This is a genomic window from Devosia oryzisoli (assembly GCF_014837245.1).
GTDB classification, from domain to species: domain Bacteria; phylum Pseudomonadota; class Alphaproteobacteria; order Rhizobiales; family Devosiaceae; genus Devosia; species Devosia oryzisoli.
In genome coordinates this window covers 150,204-175,952 of the sequence record NZ_JACYFU010000003.1, presented here as the reverse complement: position 1 = coordinate 175,952, position 25,749 = coordinate 150,204, and the positions used below count along the sequence as shown (strand labels likewise).

Annotated in this window: 31 protein-coding genes; 18 read left to right on the top strand and 13 right to left on the bottom strand. The window is 65.7% G+C overall.

Translation table 11 applies throughout. The features are described from left to right. Nucleotides 1–190 precede the first annotated feature (190 nt). Together IC608_RS12330 and IC608_RS12325 are read left to right on the top strand one after the other, a co-directional pair. Nucleotides 191–553, top strand: a complete 363-nt coding sequence (locus IC608_RS12330) for a DUF4365 domain-containing protein (protein WP_191775771.1) — start codon at nt 191–193, stop codon at nt 551–553. Between the two features lie 130 nt (nt 554–683). Next, on the top strand, nt 684–1,544 hold the full coding sequence (locus IC608_RS12325) for a hypothetical protein (protein ID WP_210316347.1): 861 nt from the start codon (nt 684–686) through the stop codon (nt 1,542–1,544). Between the two features lie 408 nt (nt 1,545–1,952). Here the strand turns inward: IC608_RS12325 and lepA are convergent, their stop codons facing one another. Then, nucleotides 1,953–3,758, bottom strand: a complete 1,806-nt coding sequence (gene lepA, locus IC608_RS12320; protein WP_191775768.1) for a translation elongation factor 4 — start codon at nt 3,756–3,758, stop codon at nt 1,953–1,955. Between the two features lie 102 nt (nt 3,759–3,860). On the opposite strand from lepA, the gene IC608_RS12315 reads away from it, so the two are divergent. Then, complete coding sequence (locus IC608_RS12315; protein ID WP_191775766.1) at nt 3,861–4,817, top strand: extensin-like domain-containing protein; 957 nt, start codon at nt 3,861–3,863, stop codon at nt 4,815–4,817. On the opposite strand, the gene IC608_RS12310 is transcribed toward IC608_RS12315, so the two are convergent. Continuing rightward, nucleotides 4,818–5,339: a hypothetical protein gene (locus tag IC608_RS12310; protein ID WP_191775765.1), complete on the bottom strand. Its 522-nt coding sequence runs from the start codon at nt 5,337–5,339 to the stop codon at nt 4,818–4,820. Between the two features lie 306 nt (nt 5,340–5,645). Between IC608_RS12310 and IC608_RS12305 the strand changes: the two genes are divergently transcribed. The 8 genes from IC608_RS12305 to IC608_RS12270 all read left to right on the top strand — a co-directional run bounded on the left by IC608_RS12305 (nt 5,646) and on the right by IC608_RS12270 (nt 11,470). Further along, nucleotides 5,646–6,557 (top strand): LysR substrate-binding domain-containing protein, encoded by a 912-nt coding sequence (locus tag IC608_RS12305; protein WP_191775763.1) that lies wholly within the window; start codon nt 5,646–5,648, stop codon nt 6,555–6,557. Between the two features lie 535 nt (nt 6,558–7,092). After that, nucleotides 7,093–7,344: a hypothetical protein gene (locus tag IC608_RS12300; protein WP_191775761.1), complete on the top strand. Its 252-nt coding sequence runs from the start codon at nt 7,093–7,095 to the stop codon at nt 7,342–7,344. 12 nt (nt 7,345–7,356) lie between these two features. After that, entirely contained in the window at nt 7,357–7,620 is a 264-nt protein-coding gene (locus IC608_RS12295) for a hypothetical protein (RefSeq protein WP_191775759.1), read from the top strand. Nucleotides 7,621–7,934: 314 nt separating this feature from the next. Continuing rightward, entirely contained in the window at nt 7,935–8,150 is a 216-nt protein-coding gene (locus tag IC608_RS12290; protein ID WP_191775757.1) for a cold-shock protein, read from the top strand. A 401-nt stretch (nt 8,151–8,551) separates the two neighbouring features. After that, entirely contained in the window at nt 8,552–8,764 is a 213-nt protein-coding gene (locus IC608_RS12285; RefSeq protein ID WP_191775755.1) for a hypothetical protein, read from the top strand. Nucleotides 8,765–9,056: 292 nt separating this feature from the next. Then, complete coding sequence (locus IC608_RS12280) at nt 9,057–10,310, top strand: NAD(P)/FAD-dependent oxidoreductase (protein WP_191775754.1); 1,254 nt, start codon at nt 9,057–9,059, stop codon at nt 10,308–10,310. A 79-nt stretch (nt 10,311–10,389) separates the two neighbouring features. Beyond that, the gene (locus tag IC608_RS12275) at nt 10,390–10,767 is read left to right on the top strand and encodes an antitoxin Xre/MbcA/ParS toxin-binding domain-containing protein (RefSeq protein ID WP_191775752.1); all 378 of its coding nucleotides are present in this window, start codon (nt 10,390–10,392) and stop codon (nt 10,765–10,767) included. Further along, nucleotides 10,745–11,470 carry an RES family NAD+ phosphorylase gene (locus tag IC608_RS12270; RefSeq protein WP_191775750.1) on the top strand — a complete coding sequence of 242 codons (726 nt, stop codon included), beginning with the start codon at nt 10,745–10,747 and terminating at the stop codon, nt 11,468–11,470. Before IC608_RS12275 ends, IC608_RS12270 begins: the two co-directional genes overlap by 23 nt. On the opposite strand, the gene IC608_RS12265 is transcribed toward IC608_RS12270, so the two are convergent. Genes IC608_RS12265 through IC608_RS12255 form a run of 3 tightly spaced genes read right to left on the bottom strand, consistent with a single transcriptional unit; the run spans nt 11,467 to nt 13,022 of the window. After that, nucleotides 11,467–12,048, bottom strand: coding sequence for an SCO family protein (locus IC608_RS12265; RefSeq protein ID WP_191775748.1), 582 nt, complete (start codon nt 12,046–12,048; stop codon nt 11,467–11,469). The two genes, IC608_RS12270 and IC608_RS12265, sit on opposite strands and share 4 nt — an antisense overlap. 1 nt (nt 12,049) lies before the next feature. Further along, the gene (locus tag IC608_RS12260; RefSeq protein ID WP_191775746.1) at nt 12,050–12,580 is read right to left on the bottom strand and encodes a copper chaperone PCu(A)C; all 531 of its coding nucleotides are present in this window, start codon (nt 12,578–12,580) and stop codon (nt 12,050–12,052) included. A gap of 52 nt (nt 12,581–12,632) precedes the next feature. Continuing rightward, complete coding sequence (locus IC608_RS12255) at nt 12,633–13,022, bottom strand: hypothetical protein (RefSeq protein WP_191775744.1); 390 nt, start codon at nt 13,020–13,022, stop codon at nt 12,633–12,635. A 140-nt stretch (nt 13,023–13,162) separates the two neighbouring features. On the opposite strand from IC608_RS12255, the gene mbfA reads away from it, so the two are divergent. Beyond that, on the top strand, nt 13,163–14,143 hold the full coding sequence (gene mbfA / locus IC608_RS12250) for an iron exporter MbfA (RefSeq protein WP_191775743.1): 981 nt from the start codon (nt 13,163–13,165) through the stop codon (nt 14,141–14,143). Here the strand turns inward: mbfA and truB are convergent. The 4 genes from truB to IC608_RS12230 form a co-directional block, all read right to left on the bottom strand. Next, nucleotides 14,140–15,048 (bottom strand): tRNA pseudouridine(55) synthase TruB, encoded by a 909-nt coding sequence (truB, locus tag IC608_RS12245; protein WP_345890895.1) that lies wholly within the window; start codon nt 15,046–15,048, stop codon nt 14,140–14,142. The genes mbfA and truB overlap by 4 nt on opposite strands. A 2-nt stretch (nt 15,049–15,050) precedes the next feature. Continuing rightward, complete coding sequence (gene rbfA / locus IC608_RS12240; RefSeq protein WP_191775741.1) at nt 15,051–15,470, bottom strand: 30S ribosome-binding factor RbfA; 420 nt, start codon at nt 15,468–15,470, stop codon at nt 15,051–15,053. A 33-nt stretch (nt 15,471–15,503) separates the two neighbouring features. Continuing rightward, complete coding sequence (locus IC608_RS12235; RefSeq protein ID WP_191775740.1) at nt 15,504–16,172, bottom strand: hypothetical protein; 669 nt, start codon at nt 16,170–16,172, stop codon at nt 15,504–15,506. Between the two features lie 174 nt (nt 16,173–16,346). Then, nucleotides 16,347–17,366 carry a 2-hydroxyacid dehydrogenase gene (locus IC608_RS12230; RefSeq protein WP_191775738.1) on the bottom strand — a complete coding sequence of 340 codons (1,020 nt, stop codon included), beginning with the start codon at nt 17,364–17,366 and terminating at the stop codon, nt 16,347–16,349. A 72-nt stretch (nt 17,367–17,438) separates the two neighbouring features. On the opposite strand from IC608_RS12230, the gene IC608_RS12225 reads away from it, so the two are divergent. Next, a complete protein-coding gene (locus IC608_RS12225; protein WP_191775736.1) occupies nt 17,439–18,041 on the top strand; it encodes an SH3 domain-containing protein in 603 nt (200 codons plus the stop codon). Here IC608_RS12225 and IC608_RS12220 read toward each other — a convergent pair whose 3' ends face one another. After that, nucleotides 18,042–18,839 (bottom strand): siderophore ferric iron reductase, encoded by a 798-nt coding sequence (locus IC608_RS12220; protein WP_191775734.1) that lies wholly within the window; start codon nt 18,837–18,839, stop codon nt 18,042–18,044. A gap of 153 nt (nt 18,840–18,992) precedes the next feature. Here IC608_RS12220 and IC608_RS12215 point away from each other — a divergent pair, with 153 nt between their 5' ends. Genes IC608_RS12215 through IC608_RS12205 form a run of 3 tightly spaced genes read left to right on the top strand, consistent with a single transcriptional unit; the run spans nt 18,993 to nt 21,155 of the window. Continuing rightward, nucleotides 18,993–19,376 (top strand): GntR family transcriptional regulator, encoded by a 384-nt coding sequence (locus tag IC608_RS12215; protein WP_191775732.1) that lies wholly within the window; start codon nt 18,993–18,995, stop codon nt 19,374–19,376. Further along, a complete protein-coding gene (locus IC608_RS12210; RefSeq protein WP_191775730.1) occupies nt 19,369–20,268 on the top strand; it encodes an ABC transporter ATP-binding protein in 900 nt (299 codons plus the stop codon). Before IC608_RS12215 ends, IC608_RS12210 begins: the two co-directional genes overlap by 8 nt. Continuing rightward, nucleotides 20,265–21,155, top strand: coding sequence for a hypothetical protein (locus IC608_RS12205; protein WP_191775728.1), 891 nt, complete (start codon nt 20,265–20,267; stop codon nt 21,153–21,155). Before IC608_RS12210 ends, IC608_RS12205 begins: the two co-directional genes overlap by 4 nt. A gap of 9 nt (nt 21,156–21,164) precedes the next feature. On the opposite strand, the gene IC608_RS12200 is transcribed toward IC608_RS12205, so the two are convergent. After that, nucleotides 21,165–22,040: a glycosyltransferase family 8 protein gene (locus tag IC608_RS12200; RefSeq protein WP_191775726.1), complete on the bottom strand. Its 876-nt coding sequence runs from the start codon at nt 22,038–22,040 to the stop codon at nt 21,165–21,167. A gap of 142 nt (nt 22,041–22,182) precedes the next feature. Here IC608_RS12200 and IC608_RS12195 point away from each other — a divergent pair, with 142 nt between their 5' ends. Beyond that, on the top strand, nt 22,183–23,220 hold the full coding sequence (locus tag IC608_RS12195) for a DUF2793 domain-containing protein (RefSeq protein ID WP_191775724.1): 1,038 nt from the start codon (nt 22,183–22,185) through the stop codon (nt 23,218–23,220). On the opposite strand, the gene IC608_RS12190 is transcribed toward IC608_RS12195, so the two are convergent. Next, nucleotides 23,210–23,788, bottom strand: a complete 579-nt coding sequence (locus IC608_RS12190; protein WP_191775722.1) for a TetR/AcrR family transcriptional regulator — start codon at nt 23,786–23,788, stop codon at nt 23,210–23,212. The two genes, IC608_RS12195 and IC608_RS12190, sit on opposite strands and share 11 nt — an antisense overlap. 142 nt (nt 23,789–23,930) lie before the next feature. Between IC608_RS12190 and IC608_RS12185 the strand changes: the two genes are divergently transcribed. Next, nucleotides 23,931–25,058 carry a Gfo/Idh/MocA family protein gene (locus IC608_RS12185; protein ID WP_191775720.1) on the top strand — a complete coding sequence of 376 codons (1,128 nt, stop codon included), beginning with the start codon at nt 23,931–23,933 and terminating at the stop codon, nt 25,056–25,058. Between the two features lie 3 nt (nt 25,059–25,061). Here IC608_RS12185 and IC608_RS12180 read toward each other — a convergent pair whose 3' ends face one another. Then, nucleotides 25,062–25,670, bottom strand: a complete 609-nt coding sequence (locus tag IC608_RS12180; protein WP_191775718.1) for a hypothetical protein — start codon at nt 25,668–25,670, stop codon at nt 25,062–25,064. Nucleotides 25,671–25,749: the final 79 nt, after the last annotated feature.

Sequence of the window (25,749 nt, the reverse complement as noted above, 5' to 3'; positions counted from 1 at the left end):
AAAGCTTGGTTGCTTTCCAAAAGCTGATATTGCGCATTGCCAAAAATCAATTGGAGGGGTGTGCCGCAAAGGTCTAATTAGCTGGTGCAACGAAGTATTGACTTCCGCTCAGCCAGTATCGCCAAAATCCCACAGCTTTGGGGAAGCTTATTTCGTGATACTCGAACCGCACATAAAAGAACGGCTGTCTATGGCCTACGTCGACGCAATCGCGGGACGCTTGGGGATTAATGTGACGCGCGCGCTGCACGATTACGGCGTCGACGGCACCTTTCATCCGGTGAAAGAGACGATTGCGGGGCGAACCGAAACGGGGTTCACTCTGCAATACCAGCTCAAAGCTACGGTAAACTGGGAAGTCGATGGCGCCTCAATAGTGTATGACATGGAGGCCGCCGCCTTCAACAAAATGGCATTGCGAGATCCTGCCGCAGTTCCGCTCGTGCTGATCTTGCTGTGTCTACCCGCGCTGGAAATTTCATGGCTACGTCAGAATGAACGGGCGCTACTGCTTAGGTGGCGCGCTAGAACTTTTCACACTTGGTCCCGATAAAGATAGTTCCCCCGAGATTGTACTCAGTAGCAGTGAGCCCGAGGATGTCGAGCGGCGGATACGCCAGGCATTGCGAACGCTCTCCAGTGTGACTGGGATGGCCGTTGAGCGGCTCGCCCACGACATTTCGATGTTTGACTATGACCTGCTTCGGGCCAGGTTGCCTGGCACCTTGGTGCTTCGAGACAGCATCCACTTACGCATCGCCGAGAAATTCATCGTCAATGCCCGCAAGTTTTTGACTTCCGCAGCTGCTGCCGAGATTCGTAAGGTCATTGTTGTGCCCGACAACCAGAGCGCGGGTGCTGAGTATGCCAACAGTTGTCGGCTGGGACACACTTTCAAGGGCAGCTTCGGGTTTACAATTGAATCGCCTGCAGGACCCGCGGCGCAGACCTTGGACGGCGAAGCTCCACCTGCGCCGCTTGAAAGGCGAGTCATTGAACGCATCGCCCGCGGCCTCACCCTCGTGGAAAAGGCTACGGCCGTGAAAAGTGCGGAGCCACTTTTGATCGGCGCTTCCGAAGGCTTCAATTTCAATATGCTGAGCGACTTCACGACGTGGATTGCAGACACGTCAGCGGGCAAGATCAAATACGACATCACCCTCACGCCCGCATGGGCACCATCGCCTGACATCCGTTTAAGCGCTGAAATCGAGGATACAGCTCTCCCAATCCTTGACAGCGCCATATCTCAGCTCGGACCGGCAGTAGGCCCGGTTTTGGTCACGGTTGTAGGGCAAGTCGTTCGCCTCGAGACGAGGGAGATACCTGCGAATTTGCTGGATGAGGGCCGGTATGAGATCGGACTGGAAGGGGCTAGCAGCGAAACCGGCTCGATCGCCCTTAGAGTTCGCCTTTCCGCTGAGGATTACCTTCTTGCCGTTGACGCGCACCGGAATGGGCGCGTTGTCGCGGTGACTGGAGAGATTGGGAGGGCATCGAAATCTGCAACGATGCTGCAGCCAAGCAGCTTTCGCGTCTTTTGAGATGTCACAATAGGGCAAGTCCGGTTCATGCGGCTGCTTTGTGCTAGAGGTTCCTCAGAAGCTGCCCGTCCGAAAACCACGCCATGGCCCCCCCAATCACCCAGGCCGCCCTCACCCGTTTCGGCCTTGGCCGCGCCACCCTCTGCCCGAGGGGAGAGGAATGGGGGCCTGGGTCCTGGCTTGGTGGCTGTGCCACCCCCCACCCTCGGTCCCTCCCCGCGAGGGGGAGGGAGGAGGCCGCGGCTGGCGGGGAGGCGTCCTGCGCGTAACCGGGCAATAATTGGGTCAGCCAGCCACGATGCCATGCCCGCGAAAGCGGGACCCTCTGTTGGCCCCTTGAAACGGAGGCCCCCGCTTTCGCGGGGGTGACTGTGTGGGGTGTCGAAGGGCTGTGATCGCGCGAAGGGCTCAGTCGTCGCCCATCTTGAGGGCCTTGATGAAGGCTTCCTGCGGGATTTCCACCGAGCCGAACTGGCGCATGCGCTTCTTGCCGGCCTTCTGCTTTTCGAGGAGTTTGCGTTTGCGAGTGGCGTCGCCACCATAGCACTTGGCGGTCACGTCCTTGCGCATGGCGCGCACCGTCTCGCGGGCGATGACCTTGCCGCCGATCGCCGCCTGGATGGGAATGACGAACAGGTGCGGCGGGATCAGCTCCTTGAGCTTTTCGCACATGACGCGGCCGCGCGACTCCGCCGCCGAGCGGTGCACCAGCATGGAGAGCGCATCGACCGGCTCGGCATTGACCAGGATCGAGAGCTTGACGAGATCGCCGGGGCGGTGGTCGGCGAGCTGATAGTCGAAGCTCGCATAGCCCTTGGAGATGGATTTGAGCCGGTCGTAGAAATCGAACACCACCTCGTTGAGGGGCAGGTCGTATTCCACCATGGCGCGCTGGCCGACATAGGAGAGGTTGCGCTGGATGCCGCGCCGGTCCTGGCAGAGTTTCAAGATGGCGCCGAGATACTCGTCCGGGGTGAGGATGGTCGCCTTGATCCAGGGCTCGCGGATTTCGGCGATCTTCATGACGTCCGGCAGGTCGGCCGGATTGTGCAGGTGCACCGTCTCGCCATTGGTCATCTCGATCTCGTAGACCACCGAGGGGGCGGTGGCGATGAGATCGAGGTCGAACTCGCGGCTGAGCCGCTCCTGGATGATTTCGAGGTGCAACAGCCCCAGAAATCCGCAGCGGAAGCCGAAGCCGAGCGCGGCCGAGGTCTCCATTTCGAACGAGAAGCTGGCGTCGTTGAGCCGGAGCTTGCCCATGGCGGCGCGCAACTCGTCGAAGTCCGAGGCATCGACCGGAAACAGCCCGCAGAACACCACCGGCTGGGCCGGGCGGAAGCCGGGCAGCGGGGTGGCGGTGGGCTTTTTGTCCTCGGTGATGGTGTCGCCCACATTGGTGTCGGCGACTTCCTTGATCGAGGCGGTGAAGACGCCGAGCTCGCCCGGGCCCAGCTCCTTGACCTCGACCACCTTAGGCGTGGTGACGGCAACGCGATCGAGCTCGTAGACGGCGCCCGAGGCCATCATGCGGATCTTTTGGCCCTTCTTCATCACCCCGTCGATGATGCGGACGAGGACGACGACGCCGAGATAGGTGTCGTACCAGCTATCGACCAGCAGCGCCTTGAGGGGGGCGGTGATGTCGCCCTGGGGCGCGGGCAGGCGCTTGACGATGGCCTCGAGCACCTTGTCGATGTTGAGGCCGGTCTTGGCGGAGATTTCCACCGCATCAGAGGCGTCGATGCCGATAACGTCCTCGATCTGCGCCTTGACGCGCTCGACATCGGCGGCGGGCAGGTCGACCTTGTTGAGGACGGGGACAATCTCGTGGTTGGCATCGAGCGCGTGGTAGACATTGGCCAGCGTCTGCGCCTCGACGCCCTGGGAGGCGTCGACGACGAGGAGGGAGCCTTCGACGGCGGCCATGGAGCGGCTGACCTCATAGGCGAAGTCGACATGGCCGGGCGTGTCGATGAGGTTGAGGACGTAGGTCTCGCCGTCCTCGGCGTGATAATTGAGGCGCACGGTCTGCGCCTTGATGGTGATGCCGCGCTCGCGCTCGATATCCATCGAATCGAGCACCTGCTCCTTCATCTCGCGCAGGTCGAGCCCGCCGGTGAGCTGGATCAGCCGGTCGGCCAGGGTCGATTTGCCATGGTCGATATGGGCGACGATGGAAAAATTGCGGATGTTCTTGAGCGGCGTTGTCATGGGGGTGGCTGATAGCAGAAGCGCCCTGGGCAAGAAAGATGGTTTGCGAGGGGTAAACGCCCGCCTGCGCAACGGGGGACGCGGCTGCGGCGTTTGGGAGCCATGCGCTTCTCCCTCGCCCCCGCCCTCGCCGTCCTGATGCTGGTCCAGCCCGCGGGCGGGACAATGGCGCAGGATATCCTCAAGCCGCTGCAGACCCTGGTGGACGACCTCGTGCCTCCGCGTCCGCGGCCCGCGCCGGTGGCGGAGCGGGAAAAGGCCGCCAAGGCCGAAGCGGAGGCCGAAACCGAGGCGCCGCCCATTCCCTTGCCGCGGCCGGACAATGGGGAGGGCGAGGAGGCCACAGACGCGGCCGGCCCCGCCGAGGACGAGACGGAGGCGGTGTCGCCAGAGGCAGATAAGCCCGAGGCCTCCGAGGCCGAAGAGACGGCGAAACCCTCTGAACCCGAGCCGGAGCCCGAGGCGCCGGCCAAGCCGGCCGAGCCGCATGAGGACGGCCGCATCTACCAGACGGCGTGCCCGGCGGTATTGAGTGGGATCGTGGAGGCCGAGATGCTTCCGCCCGTCGCCGACGGCGTCTGCGGCACCCAGTCTCCGCTTTCGGTGACGGCGGTGAACGTCAATGGCCACCGCGTGGCCTTTGCCAGCCCTGTCACCACCACCTGCGCCATGGCCGGTGCGCTGGCCGATTGGGTGGGCGAGATCGACACCTATGCCCAGGCGGCGCTGGAAAGCCGGGTGGAGAGCCTGGCCTCGGGCCCGGGTCTGGTCTGCCGCAACCGCGTCAGCAGCGAGGACGACAAGATTTCCGAACACGCCTTCGCCGATGCGCTCGATGTGATGAGTTTTACGCTGGCCAATGGCGAGACGATTTCAGTGGAGGCCGGCTGGCCCAGGCGGACGACGCCGGAAGGAAAATTCCTGCGCCAGTCGCACGGGGCCGCCTGCGGCCGCTTCACCACCGTGCTGGGTCCGGAGGCCAATGCGGACCACGCCAACCACTTCCACCTTGACCTCGGGTGTCACGGCAAGAGCTGCACGGCCCGCATCTGCGAGTAGTTATTGCGCAGCAGGAGCAGCAGGAGCAGCAGGAGCAGCGGGCGCCGGGCTCGGCGCTGCCGGGTCGGTGGCGGCAGGGGCTGGGGCAGCGGCAGCAGGGGCCGGGGAAGCGGCTCCGCTGTTCTCGTAGAGCGCAGCCACCGCTTCGGCCTGCTGCCGATCGGTGCTGCCCTCGGCACAATCGACGCCCGTCTTTTCCACGTCCGCCCGCACCGTGTCATAGGCCTTGGTGCTGGTGGCTTCATCCATCGAGAGGCTGGTTTCCATCTGCTTGCGATGGGCGTCCATGGCGGTGGTCACCGTGTCGGACACGGCGATGTCGCACAATTCGACGGTGGCGAGGGTGGCGTAGAGCCCGGTGAGGATATTGGCGGTCTGCGGCATGGCGCTGACCGCCGCGGAGGGATCGATGGTGACCTGGGCATTGGCGGCGCCGGCCGCATCGGTCGTCAGGTCCTGCTGGGCGAAGGCGGGGCTGAGGCCCAGAGTGGCCAGCATGAGCGTTGCGGACAGAAGGCGCATTGGATGTTCCTTGCGGTTGTTACCGTTTGGCACCCCACTGACGCGCCGAATATGGCGTCAGCACGGCGCCTCGTCGCAACGCGGGTGGTGGGTGGGAAGATCCGCCCAGTCGTGCAGGGCAAGCTCGTCCGGCAGGGGTCTTCGGCTGTGCGAGGCGCGCGCATCGAAGAGCCGGGCAAGGAGACGGCGCAGGGTCGACATTTTGTGGGCCTCCAGCGGAGATCGAGATGTGATGCAGAAGGAGGTTGCGCCTGAACGGGGGGCTCGCCAATGGACAGTTCGGCTGTGCCGGTTTAGAAAATCTCCATGTCTTCCGCGTTTCCGATCCCGCTCAACGCCCTGCGCGCCATCGAAATCGTCGCCCGCCGCGGCGCGCTGGCGCCGGCGGCCGATGAACTTGGCGTGACCGTTGGGGCGGTGAGCCAGCACCTGCGGCGGGCCGAGGAGCGGCTGGGCATGCCGCTCTTTGCGCGCACGCCGCGCGGCCTCGAGCCGCTGCCGGCGCTGGTGCAGGTCCTGCCGCAGCTCAGCGCCGGCTTTGCGGCGCTGCAGGATGGCCTCGCGAGCCTTTCGGGGCGGCAGGAAGACATCCTCACCGTGACGGTGGGGAGCGTCTTTGCCTCGCGCTGGCTGATCTGGCGGGTGCACAAGTTTGCCGCGCTCCATCCCGGGGTCGAACTGCGGCTGACGGTGACCGCGGCCATGCTGGACCTGGGGCGCCCGGACATCGACTGCGGCGTTCGCTATGGCGAGGGCAACTGGCCCGGCGTCTTGGCGCGCCCGATTGGCGGTTTCGCCTTCCAGCCGGTCTGCGCGCCGGTGACGCGGCAATTGCTGCAAACCCCGGCTGACCTCGCGCACGTGCCGGTGATCGTCGACCAGACCAGCATGCTCGACTGGCCGCTCTGGCTGCGAACGGCGGGTCTCGACCCGCAGACCGCGCTCTCCGGCCCGGTCTATTCCGATGCCTCGCTGGCCTTCGACGCGGCCATTTCCGGGCAGGGCGTGCTGCTTGCGGCCGACATGATGAGCGCCGACGCCGTCAGCGACGGGCGTCTCGTCCGGCCGTTCGATCTGCCCGTCGAAGGGCGGCGCGGCTATTACCTCGCTACGGCCAAGGGGCGGCGGGAACCGGCCAAGGTGACGCAGTTTCACGACTGGCTGGCGCAGGAGGTGCCGGCCAGCGCGGGGGGCTATGTGGCTCAGGCGACGGGTTAGGGGGCCAGGTGTATGGGGCTATGCTCGATCCGGCACCCTCCCCCTCATGGGGAGGTGCCGCATGGGGTCTGTGAGACCTTCGTGGACGATCCTGGACCAAGCGAGGGAGCCGCGGCCTGCAGCACACCGACGGAACGTCATCGGGAGCTGTGCGCCAGGTGTTTGTGCTTACTCGATCCGGCTCTCTCCCCCTCGCGGGGAGGGACGGGGTGGGGGGATCGCGCGCAGGATGCTTGTTACTGGTCACCAGCGCGGGGCGCACCCCCACCCAGCCTCCCCCGTCACGGGGGAGGAGCCGCATCGAGCCTGTCCAAGCTTCAGGGGCAATGCTGTGGCGACCCAGATCGCTTCCGAGCCGCCAGTGATGGTTCTAGCGAGGATCTTGCCACCCTGCCGCCTTACAAAAGCGGCTATTGCGCCCTATATAGGGTGATGCGTTTCAGACGCCTCTGGTCCCCGGCTCCTGCCGCTTTCCTTAGATCATGAACGTTGTGCTCCGCGGCGCTCGATCTCGCGTATCTTCAGGGAAGCAACAATGACCAACTATAATGCCCCGGCCGAACTCTATCCCGGACGACATCACAGCTCGCCCCGAGCGGCCCGCTATCAGCGGTTCCCCTCGCTGGCCGAGGCGGTTCAGTTCACGGTCGAGGAACTTCCGGTTCGCCTTCAGGCAAGCTCTTTGATCGAGGCAGATGAGATTCGATATGGCGGTGACGCCATTCGCGGCCTCTATTTTTCCGAGGACTATCCCCTGCGCCGCGCGCTCACCCAACGCGCATCGTGAAGGCGCGTGCGGATGACCACTAAGACGACAACACGTCGCATCACTTTCAGACATCGCTTCGCCCTGGCCAACATGTCGGAAACTCATGCACCAGGGACCTTCGATCTTGTGATCGAGAAAATCCCGTTGGACGTTTCGTGGGAAGCGCATCGCACGTCTTGCCAGTTGATGCTGATAGACGGTGGAACCACGAGCGCGATTGCGGTCACAATGACGGACGTCGAAGCCGCCCTGCTGGCTGACAGTCAGCACGATGTCAGCACGGGTTTCTCCTAAGGGATGCAGCGCTGTGTTTCGGCAGCGCTGCCCTTCGCGCGGCGGGCTGTCAATTCGGTTTCAACGTCCCGCACAGCGCCGCCAGCCTCGCAGAATATCGTCCATCTGCCCGATTTCTTACCGTCCGCCTTTACAGCGCCACTATTGGATGCGAGAAAGAGGGATACACGTTTTCAGCCCAAGTCGGCTGCCTCCTGCCGGTCATAACCGGTTCATGGCTCACTGATCTACTTTGCGAACGTCTATGCCCCCTCTCGCATGTTGCGGAGGGCAACGCTCGCTTTGCTTCGGCTTCGAGCTTAAGGAGTACTCCAATGGCTACCATTAACGGCACCGTCAAATTCTTCAACGCAACCAAGGGCTTTGGTTTCATCACCCCTGACAACGGCGGCAAGGACCACTTCGTCCACGTCTCCGCCGTTCAGAACTCGGGTGTGGACGGGCTTTATGAGAACGACAAGCTGTCCTACGAGGTCGAGACTGGCCGGGACGGTCGCGAGTCTGCAATCAATCTCATCCTGCAGAAGTAACGCCTGACAGTCCACTGCGCCTTTGGCGTCTCGGACCACAAGAACCCGCCGGCGAAAGCTTAGGCGGGTTTTTTATTGGCTGAGACGTGGAAAACGCTCATTTGGGACGCTTGCGGGAATGACCAGCAGCGCCCAAATGGCCGGAGAAAGCAACGTCATCCACTGTCTCGATAGCCGCAACAGGCAAGCGAGCAGACCCGATCCAGCACCAGCCGTGATCGACGGCGAGCGACCTCAAACACACCTAAGCCATCTCCAGACGGCTGCCCTTCCTTTCCTTGCCAGGAGGCTGCCACTCGGTGAAGGGCAGCATCCTCTGACTAAGCCAGCCAAGGGGCGTAACGTGCTTGTTGGTCCCGGCGTGGGCCTGGCGTATGGTCAATGCACGAAGCGAGGGGAAAATGGCAGAGATCTACAAGGTGGTCGTTTCTGGTCACGATAAGATCAGAGAACTCAGTTTCGTCCATTGCCCCAGGATCGGGGAGACGGTGGTGATCGACAGTCTCGGTAGCAACGCCCGGTTCATGGTGCGCCAAATCACGCATCATGCCTATGCGCCGGGTGCCAACCATGTTCCCAATGCCACTATCACCTTGGAACCGCACCCCTGGTAGGCGGGACTGGCAGGCGAAACGTCCCGTTCCAGGCTGCCCCCAAACCGCTGCCAATGTCAGGGTTGTCGTTGCGACAGCAAAGACCTCTGCCGAGAGTCTGCCTGCCTACAGCAGGGCTGGTGCCGTAGCGGCGAACAAAGCTGCTCTAAAGGCGCTCAGCCACGCTTCGTCCAATTGCGTAACTCTGTTGTCCCGCCTGTCTTCTCTTCCTCCGCCCATTACGCCACATAGACGACCTCCTGCTTCTTTGATTTGATGGCGGTGGGGTAAACGCCAGGGCGCAAAGGCCGATATGGACGACGTTATTATTCTTGGGGCCGGGATCGTCGGCGTGGCGACCGGGATTCATCTGCTTCGGCGTGGCCGCAGCGTGACGCTGGTGGACCGGAGCGCGCCGGGGCACGAGACTTCGTTCGGCAATGCCGGGATCATCCAGCGCGAGGGGGTGCGGCCGCATCCGTTCCCGCGCGACCTGACGACGCTGCTGCAGGTGGGGCTGCACCTCTCGACCGCCGCCCGCTACGAGCCGCTGGCGCTGCCCAAACTGGCGCCGCCGCTGTTGCGCTACTGGTGGGAGTCTTCGCCCGAGCATTATCGGCGCGTGGTGGAAAGCTATGCGCCGCTGATCGGCCGCTCGATCATCGCCCATTCCGACCTGATCGCCGCCGCCGGCCCCGAGGCCGAAAAGCTGATCTCGCGGGACGGCTGGTATCTGGTGTTCCGCACGGCCGAAAAAATGGCGCGCGAAGAGGGCAAGGCCAGGGCCGATCACGAGCGCTTCGGCATCGGCTACGAGATGGTGGGCTGGCCGGCGCTCAAGGCGCTGGAGCCGAGCCTGCTGGGCAAGCTGGTGGGGGCGGTGCACTGGACGGATCCATGGACGGTGCGCGACCCCGGCGCGCTGGTGACCGCCTATTTCGAACTCTTCAAGCGCATGGGGGGCACCTTCGTCTCGGGGGAAGCCGGCCGGTTGAGCGCGGAGCAAGGGAGCTGGCGGACGACCGTGGGCGGCCGGCAAGTGGTCGCGCGCCAGGCGGTGATTGCGCTGGGGCCCTGGGCGCCCGACATGCTCGAGCCGCTGGGCTATCGCCTGCCGCTCTTCGTCAAGCGCGGCTACCACATGCATTACCACCCCAAGGACGGGGCCGAGCTCAACCACCTGCTGCTCGACACCGAGGTGGGCTACGCCATGGCGCCGATGACCCGGGGCATCCGCATCACAACGGGCGCGGAATTTGCCATGCGCGACGCGGCGCCCACGCCCATCCAGCTCGGCAAGGCGGAAGCGGCGGCGCGGGAAATCTTCCCGCTCGGCGAGCGGGTCGATCCGCAGCCCTGGAAGGGCGCCCGGCCCTGCACGCCGGACATGATGCCGATCATCGGCAAAGCGCCGCGCCACGAGGGGCTCTTCGTCGGCATCGGCCATGCCCATCATGGCTTCACACTCGGGCCGGCGACGGGGGAATTGCTGGCGCAGACCATGACCGGCGAGGCCACCGCCATCGATATCCGGCCCTTCCGGATGGAGCGGTTCCTGGGCGGCTGAGGGAGGCCTTGCAAACTGTGCTCGCCGGAACTACTTTATCTTCAGAAATACTCTGGGATAAAGATTTCAGGAGGAGCAGGTGCAGGTCGCGGCGGTAAGTGAGGCGGACGAGAGGGGCGCAGTGGTCGGCAAGGCCGTGCTCCGCGCCGCCGAGCAGCTCGGGCTCAGCGCCCGGCGCCTCGCGGCCGTGCTCGGCACCAGCGAACCGACCGTGTCGCGGCTCAAGGCTGGCAGCTTTCAGCTTGATCCGGCGGGCAAGCCGTTCGAGCTGGCGGTGCTGCTAATCCGCGTGTTTCGCTCGCTCGATGCCATCGCGGGAGGCGACGCGGGCGTGATGCGGGCCTGGATGCGCAGCGACAACACGGCGTTGGGCGGCCGGCCGATCGACCGCGTCGCCTCGGTAGTGGGGCTTGTCGACGTGCTGGCCTATCTTGATGCCCGTCGCGCTCTCGTCTAGCCGGACCGCCTATCGCGGCACCGGCTGGCGCGTGGTCGAGGCGCAGCATAAGGTCTCGACGCTCAAGCTCGTCGAAACGCTGGCAGAGCAGGCGCTGCTCGAAGAGGTGCTGGAGGCAAGCAAGCCGCCCCTGCCGCACGACTGCGCCGGGCTCGATTACCTGCTGGCGACGCCCTTCCGCTATGGCCCCTATCCGCACGGATCGCGGTTTCGCCGCGCGGGGCGGACGCCGGGCGTGTTCTATGCCGCCGAGCGGGTGGAGACGGCGCTGGCGGAAATGGCCTTCTATCGGTTGCTGTTCTTTGCCGAATCGCCCGCCACGCCGCTGCCGGCCAATGCCGCTGACTACACCGCCTTTGCCGCGGCGCTGGCCACCGATGCGAGCATCGACCTCACCGTGCCGCCGCTCTCGGAGACGGGAAACTGGACCGACCGCACCGACTATGCCGCCTGCCAGGCGCTGGCGGACACGGCGCGCGGCGAGGAAATCGAGCTCATCCGCTACCGGTCGGTGCGCGATCCGGCCGGTGGAGCAAACCTCGCGGTGCTGACCTGTGCGGTCTTTGCCCAGAGGGCGCCGATCGACCGACAGACCTGGAAAATTCAGGTCGGTCGACATGGCGTGCAGGCGCTGTGCGACTTTCCGCGCCAGAGCCTCGAATTCGTGCGGGCCGGCTTTGCCGCCGACCCGCGGCTGGGCTAGCCGTTGATGAGCTTTTTGAGCTTGGCGAGGGCGGTGTCGGTGTCCTCGCGGAAGGCGATGGTGCCCTCAAAGCCCCCCTGCCGGTTGATCAGGAACACCGAGGCGGTGTGGTTCATGGTGTAGTCGCCATCCTCGAGCGGCACCTTTTCGGTAAAGACGCCCCAGGCCTTGAGGGCCTTGTCAATCTCCGCGCGGGACCCGGTGACGCCGGTGACGTGGTTGGTCCAACTCACATAGTCGCCCATGATCTGGGGCGTGTCGCGTTCGGGGTCGACGGTGATGAACACCGCCTGCAGGTCCTTGGCCTCCGGCCCGAGCTTTTCATACCAGTTGGCGATGTCGGCCAGTGTGGTCGGGCAAACATCGGGGCAGTGGGTGAAGCCGAAGAACAGCGCTGTCGGATGACCGTTGAAGTTTTCGCGGGTGAAGGGTTGGCCGTCGGCGGTGACGAGGTCGTAGTCGCCCTCGCCCAGTGTCGTGGTCTGGGTGGGGCGCGTAGTGGTGTAGGCGTAGAGCCCGGTGGCCGCCAGCGCGACCACGGCGACCAGCGCCCAGAGGATGATGCGAACTTTCGCCATGTCAGTGCCCGCCATGGTCCATGCCGGCCATTGGCGCATCGGCCGCGGGATCGCCGATCGGAAGGTCGAGCGTCACGCTGCCGGCCTTTTCGAAGGTGAGAGTGACCGCGACCGTTTCGCCTTCCACCAGCGGGTGCTTTAGCCCCATGAACATGAGGTGGTAGCCGCCGGGCGCCAGCGTCACCGTCTCGCCTGCGGGGATCACGAGCCCATCCTTGAGCTGGCCCATCTTCATGACGTCGCCCTGCATCGCCATCGCGTGGATCTGCGCGACATCGGCAAAATCGGCGCTGGCGGAGACGAGGCGGTCGTCCTGGGAGCCGGTATTGGTGAGGGTGAAAAAGCCGCCAGCCACCGGTGCGTTGGGCAGGGTGGCGCGGGTAAAGGCGCCGCTGATGGCGATGCTGCCCACGGCGACGGACGCTGCATCATGCTGCGTGGCGGTGGGGGCGGTGGACTGGGCGAAGGCGGGCAGGGGCTGTGCGGCGAACGCTGCGGCGAGGATGGCCGCGCAGGCGAGGGTGCGGATCATGGGGTTCTCCAGGAAATCGAGGTCGGAACGGCGGCACAGGGTGCCGATGGGTTCAGGCCCGGGCTGGAGGCGCGCGCGATTGCCCGAAATGGTCGGGCAGGTGGAATTGGTTCAGGCCAGGCGCGGCGGCATGGGCCACCGCAGCTGTCCGGGGAATGAGCGCAGGAGCGGGTGGTGGCGGCAGGATAGCGGCGAACTGGTGCTTGGCAATGCCCGCGGCCGGGCAGTGGACGGCGGGTTCGCGATGCGGCTCGCCCTGGCGGTCCTGCGAGAGCGGGGCGCAGATCGACCAACTGGTGAGCGGTGCGTAGCCGGCGGCATCGAGGTCGCGCTGCAGGCCCGCGGCCTGGTGCAGCGGCAGGAGCAGGGTGAGGACGTAGAGCGCCAGCACCGCGAACGCGGTTCCTGCCTCTTTCACCATGCGACGCACTTGTGTGGACACCGGGCCCTCCATTGCACGAGCCATAGCGCGCAAGGGGGTGGGGCTCAAGCCGAGGCGTCCGCGCACGGTGTCGCACGCTTGCGCAAAGTTTAGAACCGTTCTAAGAAATGATATGTAGACAGCTTCCTCCGGAGCCTCGCATGGCCCTCCTCTGGCGCGACAGCCGCCGCGATTTTTCCAGCCTCTCGGAACGCGAAATCCTGGCTCTGGCGGTCTCCGCCGAGGAAGAGGATGGGCGCATCTACTCCGAACTCGCGATCCGGCTGGGCGACACCTATCCCGGCAGCGGGGCGCTGTTCGAGGGCATGGCAGCCGAGGAGGACGAGCACCGGCGGCGCCTGCTCGATCTTTATGTGGAACGCTTCGGGACGCGGCTGGTCCCCATCCGGCGCGAGCATGTGCGCGGTTTCCTCCAGCGCAAGCCGATCTGGCTGCTCAAGAACCTGACGCTCGAACAGGCGCGCCAGCAGGTCTGGGAGATGGAGGAAGGCGCTTACCGCTTCTATCTCGCCGCCGCACGGCAGGCGACCGACGCAGAGGTGCGCAAGCTGCTCGGCGATCTGGCCGTGCAGGAGCGCCAGCACGCAAAAAAGGCCGACCAGATCGATGATGCCGTCCTGGGACCCGAAGGTCATGCCGCCGAAAAGACGGAAGCGCACCGCCAGTTCGTGCTGACCTATGTGCAGCCGGGCCTCGCCGGACTGATGGATGGCTCCGTCTCGACGCTGGCACCGGTGTTCGCGGCGGCCTTTGCCACCGGCGACACCTGGCAGACCTTTCTCGTGGGCCTGGCCGCGGCAGTGGGCGCCGGGATTTCCATGGGGTTCACCGAAGCGGCCTCGGACGACGGCAAGCTGACCGGGCGCGGCTCACCGATCAAGCGCGGCTTTGCCGCCGGCATCATGACGGCGCTGGGCGGGCTGGGGCATGCGCTGCCCTATTTGATCCACGATTTCACTGTTGCGACCACCATCGCCATCGTCGTGGTGCTGATCGAACTCTGGGCCATCGCCTTCATCCAGCAGCGCTATATGCAGACCCCGTTCTGGCGGGCGGTGCTGCAGGTGGTGCTGGGCGGCGCGCTGGTGTTTGCGGCCGGCATCCTGATCGGCAACGCCTAGAGGTTGAAGACGCGGCGCGGCTTGAACTGGCCGAACTCGACGCTGCCGCTCGCCAGCACCTTGCCCTTGAAGCTGACCCAGCACTCGTCCATCGCGACCGGTGCGCCTGCTCCGGTGAGGAGGATGGTGTTGCCGTGGGCAACGGCGCCGGCCTGCCCGGCGTCGAGCCGGATTTCCGGCAGATCGGCAAGGCCGAGCGAAACCGGCGCGATCAGCGCATCGCGCTCGGGACCAGCCTCTGTCGCTTCGAGTTGCTCGATGGTGACGCAATTCTCATCGGTAAAGGGCCCGACGGCAGCGCGGTGGAGGCTCGCCACATGGCCGCGGGTGCCAAGGGCCTCGGCGATGTCCCGGGCCAGGGCGCGCACATAGGTGCCCTTGCCGCAGGTGACTTCGAGAACGCTCTGTTCCGGGCCATGCGAGACGAGGCGGATGGCTTCGACCTCGATGGGGCGCTCGGCCAGTTGCACCGTCTCGCCGGCGCGCGCCAGGTCATAGGCGCGTTCGCCATCGACCTTGAGGGCCGAAAACGCAGGCGGGCGCTGCATGATGGTGCCGGTAAAGCGCGGCAGCACGGCTTCGAGCGCGCCCTGGTCCGGACGCACGTCCGAGGCTGCGACGACCTCGCCCTCGGTGTCGTCGGTGCTCGTGGCGCTGCCCCAGGCAATGGCAAAGCGATAGACCTTGGTGCCGTCCTGCACCTGTGGCACGGCCTTGGTGGCTTCCCCCAAGGCAATGGGAAGGATGCCGGTCGCCAGCGGATCAAGCGTGCCGGCGTGGCCGGCCTTGGCGGCGGAAAACAGCCAGCGCACCTTGCCCACGGCCTGGGTGGAGGTCATGTCGTATGGCTTGTTGAGCACGATCCACCCGGAGATGGCGCGCTTTTTCGATTTCTGCTGGTTCAAACTCAGTCTTCTTGGCTGTCGTCGTCGCCGTCATCGGCCTCGAGATCGCGGCGGACGCGCTCGGAGCGGAGTAGCGCATCGATGCGCCCGGCCTCTTCGAAGGTCTCGTCCACGAAGAAGCGGAATTCCGGCGCATATTTGAGATCGATCTGCGGCGCGACGCGGCCACGGATGAACTTGCGGTGCCGGTTGAGCGCCTCCACGATCTCCTCGGCATGGGTGCCGCCGAGCGGCATCACGTAGGCGTTGGCGATCTTGAGGTCCGGCGTCATGCGCACCTCGGGCACGGTGACGACGGCGCCGCGCAGCGCTTCGTCCTCGACTTCGCCGCGCGCGAACAGGGCCGCCAGCGCGTGGCGCACCAGTTCGCCCACGCGCAGCATGCGCTGGCTGGGCCCAGTGGGTCGGTTGTCCTTTTTCATGGGCGAGCGGCTTAGGCCCTCAAGGGCCCGCCGTCAATCCACGAGAGCCAGCGCAGTGCTTTGCCCGAAGGTGTCGATGCGCTGCTGGACCGTCTCGGTGGTGACCGGCCAGCTCTGCGCATCGGCCGGATCGAAAGCGCGGCCGAGCCATTCCTGGAACACCAGGCCGACGCCCAGGTCGGTCTTGAGAAAGCGCATGACCACCACTTCGCCCTTGCCCTGGTAGCCGCGGACAATGTCGGCATAGCTGCCGCAGGCGAGGCCGAGCGGCGGCAGGCTGTCGTCCTCGTCGGGCGTGAGCTGGAAGAAGGCCGTGGCTTCGGGCTTGCAGACCTGCGCGTAGCCGATGATCACGACGTCCCGATAGGCCTTGAGATTGGGCGTGTCATCGAGGGTGATGCGGGCACCCATGCGGGTAGTCCAGAAGCCCTCGCCCTCGGCCCTGGGATAGAGCATCAGGCTTGCCTGCGTGTCGGTGAGCGTGAACCGCGTTTCGGCCGCGCTGGCGAGGGCCGCGGCGTCGACCTCGGCGGCGTCCAGCCAGCTCGGCAGCGGCAGGGCCAGGCGCTGCCCCAGCGCGTCCAGCGTCAGCGTGTCACCGTCCCGCTTGAGGTCCGGCGGTGCAGCCTCCTGCGCCTGGGCAGGCAAGGGCGCGAGCAGGGCTGCGCAAAGGCTGAGGCAGAGGAACCAAGACGTCCGCACGGGGCACTCCTAAACCCAGAGGTTCGGCTGGCCAGGCCAGAGGGTCGCCAAGAGGGCCGCCGCGCCCTTTTTACCGACCGGATGGGGGACGATTAGAAAGGATGACCGGGCCATGCAAGAGCCATGGCCCCGGGGGAGGCCGAAGGGCGCCGCGTTGGGGAGAAGCTGCAACACTCAGGCGCGGGCGGCGGGTGCCTGCAGCCGATCGGGCAGGATGCGATGGGGCGGCTGGTGCCCGTCCATGAAGGTGCGGATGTTGACGATGACCGTCTCGCCCATCTCGACGCGCGCCTCAAGCGTCGCCGAGGCCATGTGTGCGGTGAGGATCACCTTGTTGGCCTCCGCCAGGTCGAGCAGCCGCGGATTGATTTCGGGCCGGTTTTCGAAGACGTCGAGCGCCGCTCCGCCGAGGCGGCCCCCGGCGATGGCGTCGATCAGCGCCGGCTCGTCAATCAGTTCGGGGCGGCTGACATTGATGACATAGGCGCCGCGCCGCAACCGGCCGAGGCGCGCGGCGGACAGGATGTGGTGCGTGTCGCGGGTGAGCGGGGTGTGGAGCGAGACGATGTCGACCGCCTCCAGCATGGCATCGAGATCGTGCCAGTAGACCGCGCCCAACGGCTCTTCGACCCCCGCTGGGCGACGGTTGCGCGAGAAATAATGAATGGCGAGCCCGAAGGCGCGGGCGCGCTGGGCCACGGCAGTGCCGATGCGCCCCATGCCGACGACGCCAAGGGCCTTGCCGCGCAGTCGGTGGCCGAGCATGGAGGTGGGCGACCAGCCCGCCCAAGCCCGGTCGCGCAGCAGCATTTCGCTGCCTTCCACCAGCCGGCGCGGCAGGGCCAGCATGAGGGCCACGGCCATGTCGGCAGTGTCTTCGGTGAGGACGCTTGGTGTGTTGGTGACGGTGAGCCCCGCCGCCCATGCCGCTTCGAGGTCGATATTGTCGACGCCATTGCCGAACTGGGCAATGAGGCGCACGCTGGGGGGCAGGCGGCCGATCAGGTCCGCGTCGATCCTGTCGGTGATGGTGGACACCAGCACGTCCTTGCCGGCGAGGCCGGTGAGAATGTCCTCCGGAGCCAGGGCTGCGTCCAACTCGTTGACGTCCGTCTCAAACAGGGTCGCCATGCGCGCCTCGATTGCCTCGGGCAGGCGCCGCGTCACAAGAATCTTGGCTTTGGGCGATGTCATCGGGGGCGCCTTGGCACAATCCGGGACGGCAATGACAGGCATCCTTCAGCGACCATTAAGGATCATCGGCTAGTGATAGGACAATTCAAATCCGTCTGCAAAGTCATGTTGCCCTTGGCCGCTATTTCGGGCCGCGCCCGCCTTTTCTCCGCCCTGTTCCTGGCGCTGCTGCTTTGTGTCCCGGCCGCCACGACGGTGCCGGCCGCAGCGCAGAGCGCCGCCGATAACCCATCGGGCCTGCCCCTGCCGCGATTCGTCACGACCCGGTCGCACCCCATCAATGTGCGGGTGGGGCCGGGGACGAAATACGACATCGCCTGGAATTTCCTGGTCTCGGGCGTGCCGGTGGAGATTATCCAGGAGTTCGACACCTGGCGGAAGATCCGCGATTTCGACGGCGCCGAAGGCTGGGTGCATCAATCGCTGCTCGATGGCAGCCGGGCCGGATACGCCACCCCGCTCGTCGCCAATGGCGAGGTGGAGATGCATGCCGATCCTTCGGACCAGGCGCGGCTGGCTGCCCGTCTTGCGGCGGGGGCGCGAGTTTCGATCAGCGCGTGCGAGAACAGCTGGTGCAAGGTTTCGGCCAGCCAGCCGGGCGAGCGCACGATCTATTCGGGCTGGGTGCACCAGGCCGAGCTCTGGGGTGTCTACCCGGAAGAAACCTTCGACTGATCAGCCCGCCGCCGAGCGCTCCGCCATGGCGTTGTCGCGCTGCCGGGTGATCCGCACCGCATCGTCCTGCTTGGGGCAGGAGATGCAATAGGTGTCCGGAAAGGCGAGGTAATCCAGGCAACACCCCTTGCGCGCGATGATGGGCACCTCGGTGCCGTCATGGAGTGTCAGGATGTCGAGATCGCCGTGGCCGGTGAGGCCCATGGCCTTGAGCCAGAGGGCGCAGACGCGCTGCTGCTCGGCGACGGTGATGCCCGGCTGGTAAGGGTTGAGGCGTACCATGAGCCCCAGCATCCGATCGGTGAGAAGGCGCAGCGCGGGCAGGCGCTTGAGCCGCGTGACGGCGTTGATGTCGCGCAGGATGGCATCGGCCATGGCGCGCAGGCGCGTGCCTGCCTCGGCGATAAGGGCATCGCGGGGCGCCTCGACCTGGGGGGCGGGCGGAAGGCGGTAGCCGCTGACATGGATGCCCTTGATGGCCTGGGACAGGCGGCCCAGGTCGGGCAGTGCGCCATGCACGTGGACGGCGATGACAGCGAGATAGGCCGGCTGCCAGACGAGGTTGGTCCAGAGGCGCACCGCGTAGAACGGTTGCCCGGCATGAGGATAGGCCTGTTCGAGCCGGGCGTAGAGGGTTTCGAGGACGGCGCGATTGTCGCGGCCGATCTGGTAGAGGCCGGGCTGCCAGTCTCCGGGCGCCCCGTCCATGAAGCCCGTGGTGGTGGCCGCGCAGCCGATGAACCGCGTCAGGGCCACGTCGGTATTGTCCTCGGCAAAGAGAAAACTGCGAGCCGCCAATGGGTCCTCCGGTCAGTGCGGCCGATGTAGACCTTTCAAGCGGAGGAGAGAAGTCATCTTTTCTCGTCCTGCTGGTGGGCAGGGCGTGCGCGATGGCGCTTGACAGGGTGTGCAAGTGTGTTAGTGATATAACACACTAGTTGAGCAAGGCACATGGATGATTTTCACGCCAGCCAGCCGATCTTCGTCCAGATCCGGCAGCGGCTGATCGAGATGATCCTACGCGGCAGCGTGGGGGAAGGGGAGGCGCTGCCCTCCGTCCGCCAGATCGCCGCCGATCTCTCGGTCAATCCGCTGACGGTCACCAAGGCCTTCGAGGCGCTGGTCGATATCGGGGTGGTGGAAAAGCGAAGGGGCTTGGGCATGTTTGTTGCACAGGGAGCGCATGCGCGCCTTTTGGCGCATGAGCGCGAAAAATTCCTCAAGGACGACTGGCCGCGGATCGCGGCGCAGATCCGGGCGCTCGGGCTCGATCTCGATCGCCTGCTCACCGCAAGTTCCACACCTGCCAAGCCGGAAGGTCCGACCCATGAGTGAACCCTCGACCGCCCTCGAACCCATCGTCTCGGCGCGCGGGCTGCGCAAGTCGTTCGGGCGCAAGCCCATCCTGCATGGTCTCGATTTCGATATTCCGCCCGGCCGCATCTATGGGCTCGTGGGCCACAACGGCGCGGGCAAGACCACGACGCTCAATGCCATGCTGGGCCTCACGAGCTACGAGGGCACCATCCGCGTGCTGGGCGAGGACCCGTTCGCGCGCCGCGCCCACCTCATGGAAAACGTCGCCTTCATCTCCGACGTGGCCAGCCTGCCGCGCTTCCTGCGGGTGCGGGAACTGTTTGCGCTCCTGACCAACATCCACCCCAATTTCAGCCAGGAAAAGGCGCGCCAGTTTCTCGAGGGCACCGACATCCGCCCGGAGATGAAGATCAAGGCGCTCTCCAAGGGAATGATGGCGCAACTGCACCTGGCGGTGGTGATGGCGATCGACGCCAAGCTGCTGGTGCTCGACGAGCCGACGCTGGGGCTCGACATCACCTACCGCAAGCGCTTCTACCGGCGGCTGCTCGAAGACTACATGACCGAGGAGCGGACGCTGATCATCACCACCCACCAGGTGGACGAGATCGAGTTCATGCTCTCCGACATCATGTTCATCCGCGATGGCGAGCTGATCCTCCATATGCAGATGGAGACGGTGAGCGAAAAGTTCAGCCAGCTCGTCGCCAACGAGCCGGAGGCGCAAGAAGCGGCGCGGGCGCTTGGTCCGGTCTATGAGGAAACGCGCTTCGGCCAGACCGTCTTCATCTTCGACGGGGTGCCGCGCGAAACCCTGGAGCCGCTGGGGAAGGTGTCGACGCCAACCCTCTCCGACCTCTTCGTCGCGCTGATGCAGCGTCCGACCGCAAACCCGGAGAGCGCGCGATGAAGGCTTTTATTGCCCTCGTGCACCGCGAATATATCGAGCATCGCGGCGCCTTCTTCATCGCGCCGCTGATCCTGGTCGGCGTCGTCTTCGTGCTGACGCTGCTGGCCTTCAGCGTGCATCGCATCGATTCGCGGTTTTCCGGACAGCTGCTGACGGTGGTGCCGACCTGGGTGTTCGTGGCCGGCTTCGCGGGCCTCGCCACGGGCTGGATGGTCTATCTGGGGTTCACGCTGTTCTTCTATTGCGCCGACGGCTTTGCCGCGGACAAGCGCAACAACGCCATGCTGTTCTGGAAATCCATGCCGGTTTCCGATCTCAAGGTGCTGACGAGCAAGCTCGTGGCGGCGCTGACCGTGCTGCCCGGCTCGATCTTTGCCGTGGCGCTCCTCTCCATCCTCATCATGTTCGGTGTCGCCTATGTCACGACCATGATCGCGGGGCTGGGCAGCGTGACGCTGCTGGGGAGCATCGCGCTCATCTTTGCACAGATGGCGCTGGTGTTTCTCGTGGTGCTCGCCTGCGCCCTGCTCTGGTACCTGCCCTATATGGCGCTGGTCGGGGCCATGGCGACGGCAGTGGGGCGCTGGGCCATTCCGCTGGCGGTGCTGTTGCCCACGATCCTTTCGGTGCTCGAATGGGTGACGCTGGGCGGGCTGCATCCCTTCGCCACGGCCACCTGGCGGTTCCTCGACTACCGCTCGCAGTTCCCAGTGTCGTTCGATTATCTCGAGCGCGTCTGGGACGGCACCGAGCAGTTCGACGCCGGGACGTTCCTGGCCGATTTCCTCGGCAAGTTCGACTGGACGCAGGTCGGCTTCGGGGCGCTCTTTGCCATCGCCGCCATCGTGCTGGCCGCCGAATACCGCAAGCGCGGCGCCATCACCTGAACCGGCGCCTCAGCGGCGCAGCCCAAGGCGCCGGAGCCAGGTGCGCTTCCAGCGATGGCGCGCGAAGCGGTAAAAGAGCTCGTTGGTCATGACGTGGCGGTACCACCGCGCATAGGCCGAGGTGCGCAGAATCCCGGCGAGGAGGAACCAGGGCTTATTGACTCCGGTATAGTGCAGGATCGCGGGATTGAGCGCTTCGTGCGCCGGATGCGCGTCGATGCAGTTCCAGCGCCAGTTGAGGGGGGTCCAGCGGCCGGCAAAGATCAGGTTGAGCATGTCCTGGTCATAGTAGAGCCGTTCCATCCAGCCCTTCTGCGCCAGGGTCGCGATTTCCGCTTCCATGTCGATGGCCGCCCAGCCGGCGCGGTCGATGACCAGCATGCCCGAATTGAAGTAGGGATCGGCCGGATCGAAGATGCCGGCGTTCTGCCGCATGTCGCGCCGCCCGGCGATGAAGGGCGAAATGGAGTCCGCGACCGCCCCGAGCGGTTGCCCGGCAAGGTCGGCCTCGAACAGTGCCTCGATCGGGCGGCGCACCATCATGTCGCAATCGAGATAGATGACGCGCTCGACGTCGTCGGGCAGCAGGCGCGGCAGCAGGAGCCGCGCATAGACCACTTTGGGCCATTGCGCGCTTTCCGGCATGGTCTCAACGAAACGGGTAAAGATCGCTGACTGGTCGAGCGGATAATAGCGGAGCGCTGCGCCGTATTCGGCGCTGATCTTGTCGAGATCCGCCCGATGCTCGGGGGAGAGCGGCATGTGAACGAGGTGGAAGACGAGATCGGTCTTGCGCTTGGTCGAAAGGCAGATCGAGCGCATCAGCGTATAGGCGGGCGCCCAGAAATTGTCGTCGAAGGTGAGGGCAATATGGATCGCCGACATGGCTGGCTCCGCGGGCGGCTGGAGAGGATTGCGCCCGCTTGTGTCGGCTGGCGTTGCGTCCGTCAACTCCCGAGCCCTTTGCCGCTTCTCCCCGGGTGCGAGGGCCGCAGCACACTGGAGGCAAATCTGACTGGAGAGCTCCATGGATCACACAGCCCGTCTCGACCTGCCCTTCATCATTGGCGGCCAGGCCCTCAAGCACATCACCCACAACGAAGCGCTCGACCGCCTCGATGCGCTGGTGCAGCCGGTGGTGGAAAGCACGGTGCTCGCGACCCCGCCCACGACGCCACTGCCGGGGGAAGCCTATGTCGTGCCCGCTGGGGCCGGTGGCGCCTGGGCCGGGCATGGGGGTGAACTGGCCGCCTACCAGGCGGGCGCCTGGGAATTTTACGATCCGGCGCGCGGCTGGCTGGTGTTCGATCGGGACAGCGGAGCGCTGAAGGCCTTTGACGGCGCCGCCTGGACCAGCATTGCCGCCATCGGTCCGGGCCTTGAATGGCTGGGCATCAATGCTTCTGCCGACGCCACCAACCGCCTCGCCGTGTCGGCGGCCGCAACGCTGCTCAGCCATGACGGGGCGGGGCACCAGCTCAAGATCAACAAGGCCGAAATTGGCGACACGGCCAGCGTGCTGTTCCAGACCGACTGGTCGGGGCGGGCGGAGATGGGACTGGCCGGGGACGACAGCTGGCGGCTCAAGGTCAGCACGGACGGCACCGGCTGGACAGAGGCGCTGGCCGTTGATGCTGAGACGGTGGTGGTCGGGGGCTCGCTGCTGCCGGCGGCGGACAACGCACAGGCACTGGGCAGCAGCACGGCGCGCTGGTCGGCTGTCTGGGCGGCAACGGGCACGCTGCAGACTTCGGACGCGCGGCTCAAGACCGGCATCGCGCCGAGCGACCTGGGCCTGGACTTCATCTGCGCGCTCAAGCCGGTGCGCTTTCGCTGGCGGGACGGTGCGGCCCCCGGCATCCAATACGGCCTGCTGGCGCATGAGGTGGCAGAGGCCGCCGCGGCTCTGGGTGCGCCCGAATTTGGCGGCCATGTACCGGCCGATCCGGCCAGCCCCAAAGCCGCCGCAGCGCTGCGCTATGACGCCTTCATTGCTCCCCTGATCGGGGCGGTGCAGGAGCTGGCGCGCCGTGTGGCGGCCCTTGAGGACGGGATCACGTCTTGAGGCCGCGAATCAGCGCCTTGATGGTCTTGCGGTAGCGCGGCTGCTGGTCAACCGGAGCCAGCGCCGCCCGCTCGACGAGACTGTCGAGCAGATCGGCGAGGGGGTCGGCCGGCATGGCGCGGATCGCGCCGGCGGCAAGGGCGGCGTCGATCCGCTCCTCGAACAGTCGCCGCCCGTGCCGCAGGCGGATAGCCAGCATGGTCGCCGGATCGAGCGCTGCCGGGGCATCGATCAGCAGCATCCTTTGCCGCGCCGGGTCGCTCAGTGCTGCAACGCGCGCATCCGCCAGAAGCACAAGCTGCCGCACGGGGCCGGGGTCGTCATCGCCGGGGTCGACGGCGGCCTCTACCGCGAGGTCGACCAGCACGTGCTCGGCCTCCACCACGGCGGCGAACAGCGCCGTCTTGTCGGCATAATGGTGGTAGAGCGCGCCGCGGCTGAGACCGGCCGCCGCCACCAGTTCGGGCGTGCCTGTGGCGGCAAACCCCTTGGTGGCAAAAAGCCGGCGCGCCGCGGTGATGAGCTGACGGCGCGTGGCGTCGCGCCGCTCGTCCTGCCGTTGCCGCATCCTTCTGCCTCGCATACATGCTGCCTGCATGTTGAGGGTGACATGAAGATGACGAGCGGCAAAGAGAATTCGTCGGTGCCCCCTTCCCGTTACCAGGGCTGCTTGTTAGGTTGAGGCACGTACATCTGGGAGGAGTGCGCCTATGAGCGCCAAGCGCCTCGGCATCGGCATTATCGGTACCGGCAATATTTCATCGGCCTATCTCAAGGCCATCCTCGGCCGCGACGGAATGCCCGGCTTTTCCGTGCTGGACGTCAAGGGGCTCGCGGACATGCGGCCCGAAGCGGCGCAGGCGCGAGCCACCGAATTCGGCCTCAGGGCCATGAGCGTCGACGAGATGCTGGCCGATCCGGAAATTGCGCTGGTGATCAACCTCACCATTCCGCGGGCCCATGTCGAAGTGGGGCTGAGGTGCCTGGCTGCCGGCAAGCATGTCTATTCGGAAAAGCCGCTGGGCATCACCTTTGCCGAGGGGCGGAAGCTGCTCGACGCGGCCATGGCCGCGGGGTTGCGCATCGGCTCTGCGCCGGACACGTTTCTGGGCGGTTCGCACCAGCAGGCGCGTGCCGTGGTGGATAGCGGCGTCCTTGGGCAGATCGTGGGCGGCACCGCTTTCATGCTCGCGCCCGGGCACGAAAGCTGGCACCCCGACCCGGCCTTCTACTACGATATCGGCGGCGGTCCGGTGCTCGACATGGGCCCCTATTACATCACCGACCTTGTCAACCTGCTCGGACCCGTGGCGCGCGTTTCGGCGATGTCCTCGCGCCTGCGCAGCGAGCGCACCATCACCTCGGAGCCCAAGCGCGGGCAGACCATGCCGGTCAAGATCGACACCCATGTCACCGGGTCGCTCGGCTTTGCCAATGGCGCGATCGTGCAGATGGGCATGAGCTTCGACGTTGCCGGCCACAAGCACGTGCCGCTCGAGCTCTATGGCACCGATCAGAGCCTGATCGTGCCCGACCCGAACTTCTTCGGCGGCGCGGTGGAGCTCAAGAAGAAGGGGCGCGAGGAACCCTGGACGCCGGTCAGCGTCGAGCAGCCCTATGCCGACGGCAATTACCGCTCGCTCGGCGTCGCCGACATGGCGCTGGGCATTCTCGACAACCGTCCGCACCGGGCCAATGGCGATCTCGCGCTCCATGTCCTCGAAGTCATGGAGGCCTTCGAGACGGCTGCTCGCGATGGCCGCACGGTGGACATCAAGACCCCGGTCGAGCGGCCGGCGCCGCTTTCGGAAAGCCTCGTCAACGGGCGGCTCGGCTAAGACTCAATAGGACCAGGTCAGCGCTGCGGCGCTGGCCGGGTCGAAGTGCAGCGTCACGAGCGTATCCTGCGCCGGATCGGCCTCCTCGCCGCCGGCCGGATATTGCCGCTGGGTCAGTTGCACCGTCTGCCCTGCCGCATCCACCGCCTCGAGCACATAGTCGAAGCAGTCGTGCTGCGTGAGATCGACAGCGGCCTGGACCTCCTGACGCAGCGCATAGAGCTCGCGTCCACCGACGGGCGTGCCGTCGGCCCGATGGAAAGCGCGCAGCGAGGGGAGCCAGTCATGGGCGATCTCGCAGATGAAGCGGCCATCGCGAAATTCGCCCTCGTCTGTGAAGACGATGTCGTAGCGCTCGTCCCAGGCATTGCCGATCTCGTAGATGGCACCCTTCTCGGTGACGTCGAGATAGATGTCGGACCACGAACAGGCGCCGTCGGTTTCGCGATAGCACCAGCGCTCCGCGCCGCGCATCAGCGTCTGGACGGCGCTGATGGGCAGGGGCTTGCCGCGCTTGAGGCCGTCCAGCGTTGATTGCACGTCGGGCGGAAAGGCTTCGACGGGCGTGAGCCCGGCGCACAGAAGAGCGGCGATGATGGCGATCCGGCGCATGGCAGTTCCCCCTCGCATGGCGTTAGGGCAAGCTTAGCCCAAGGGCAGGGGCGTGCCTATGGACTTGACAGGCACGGCT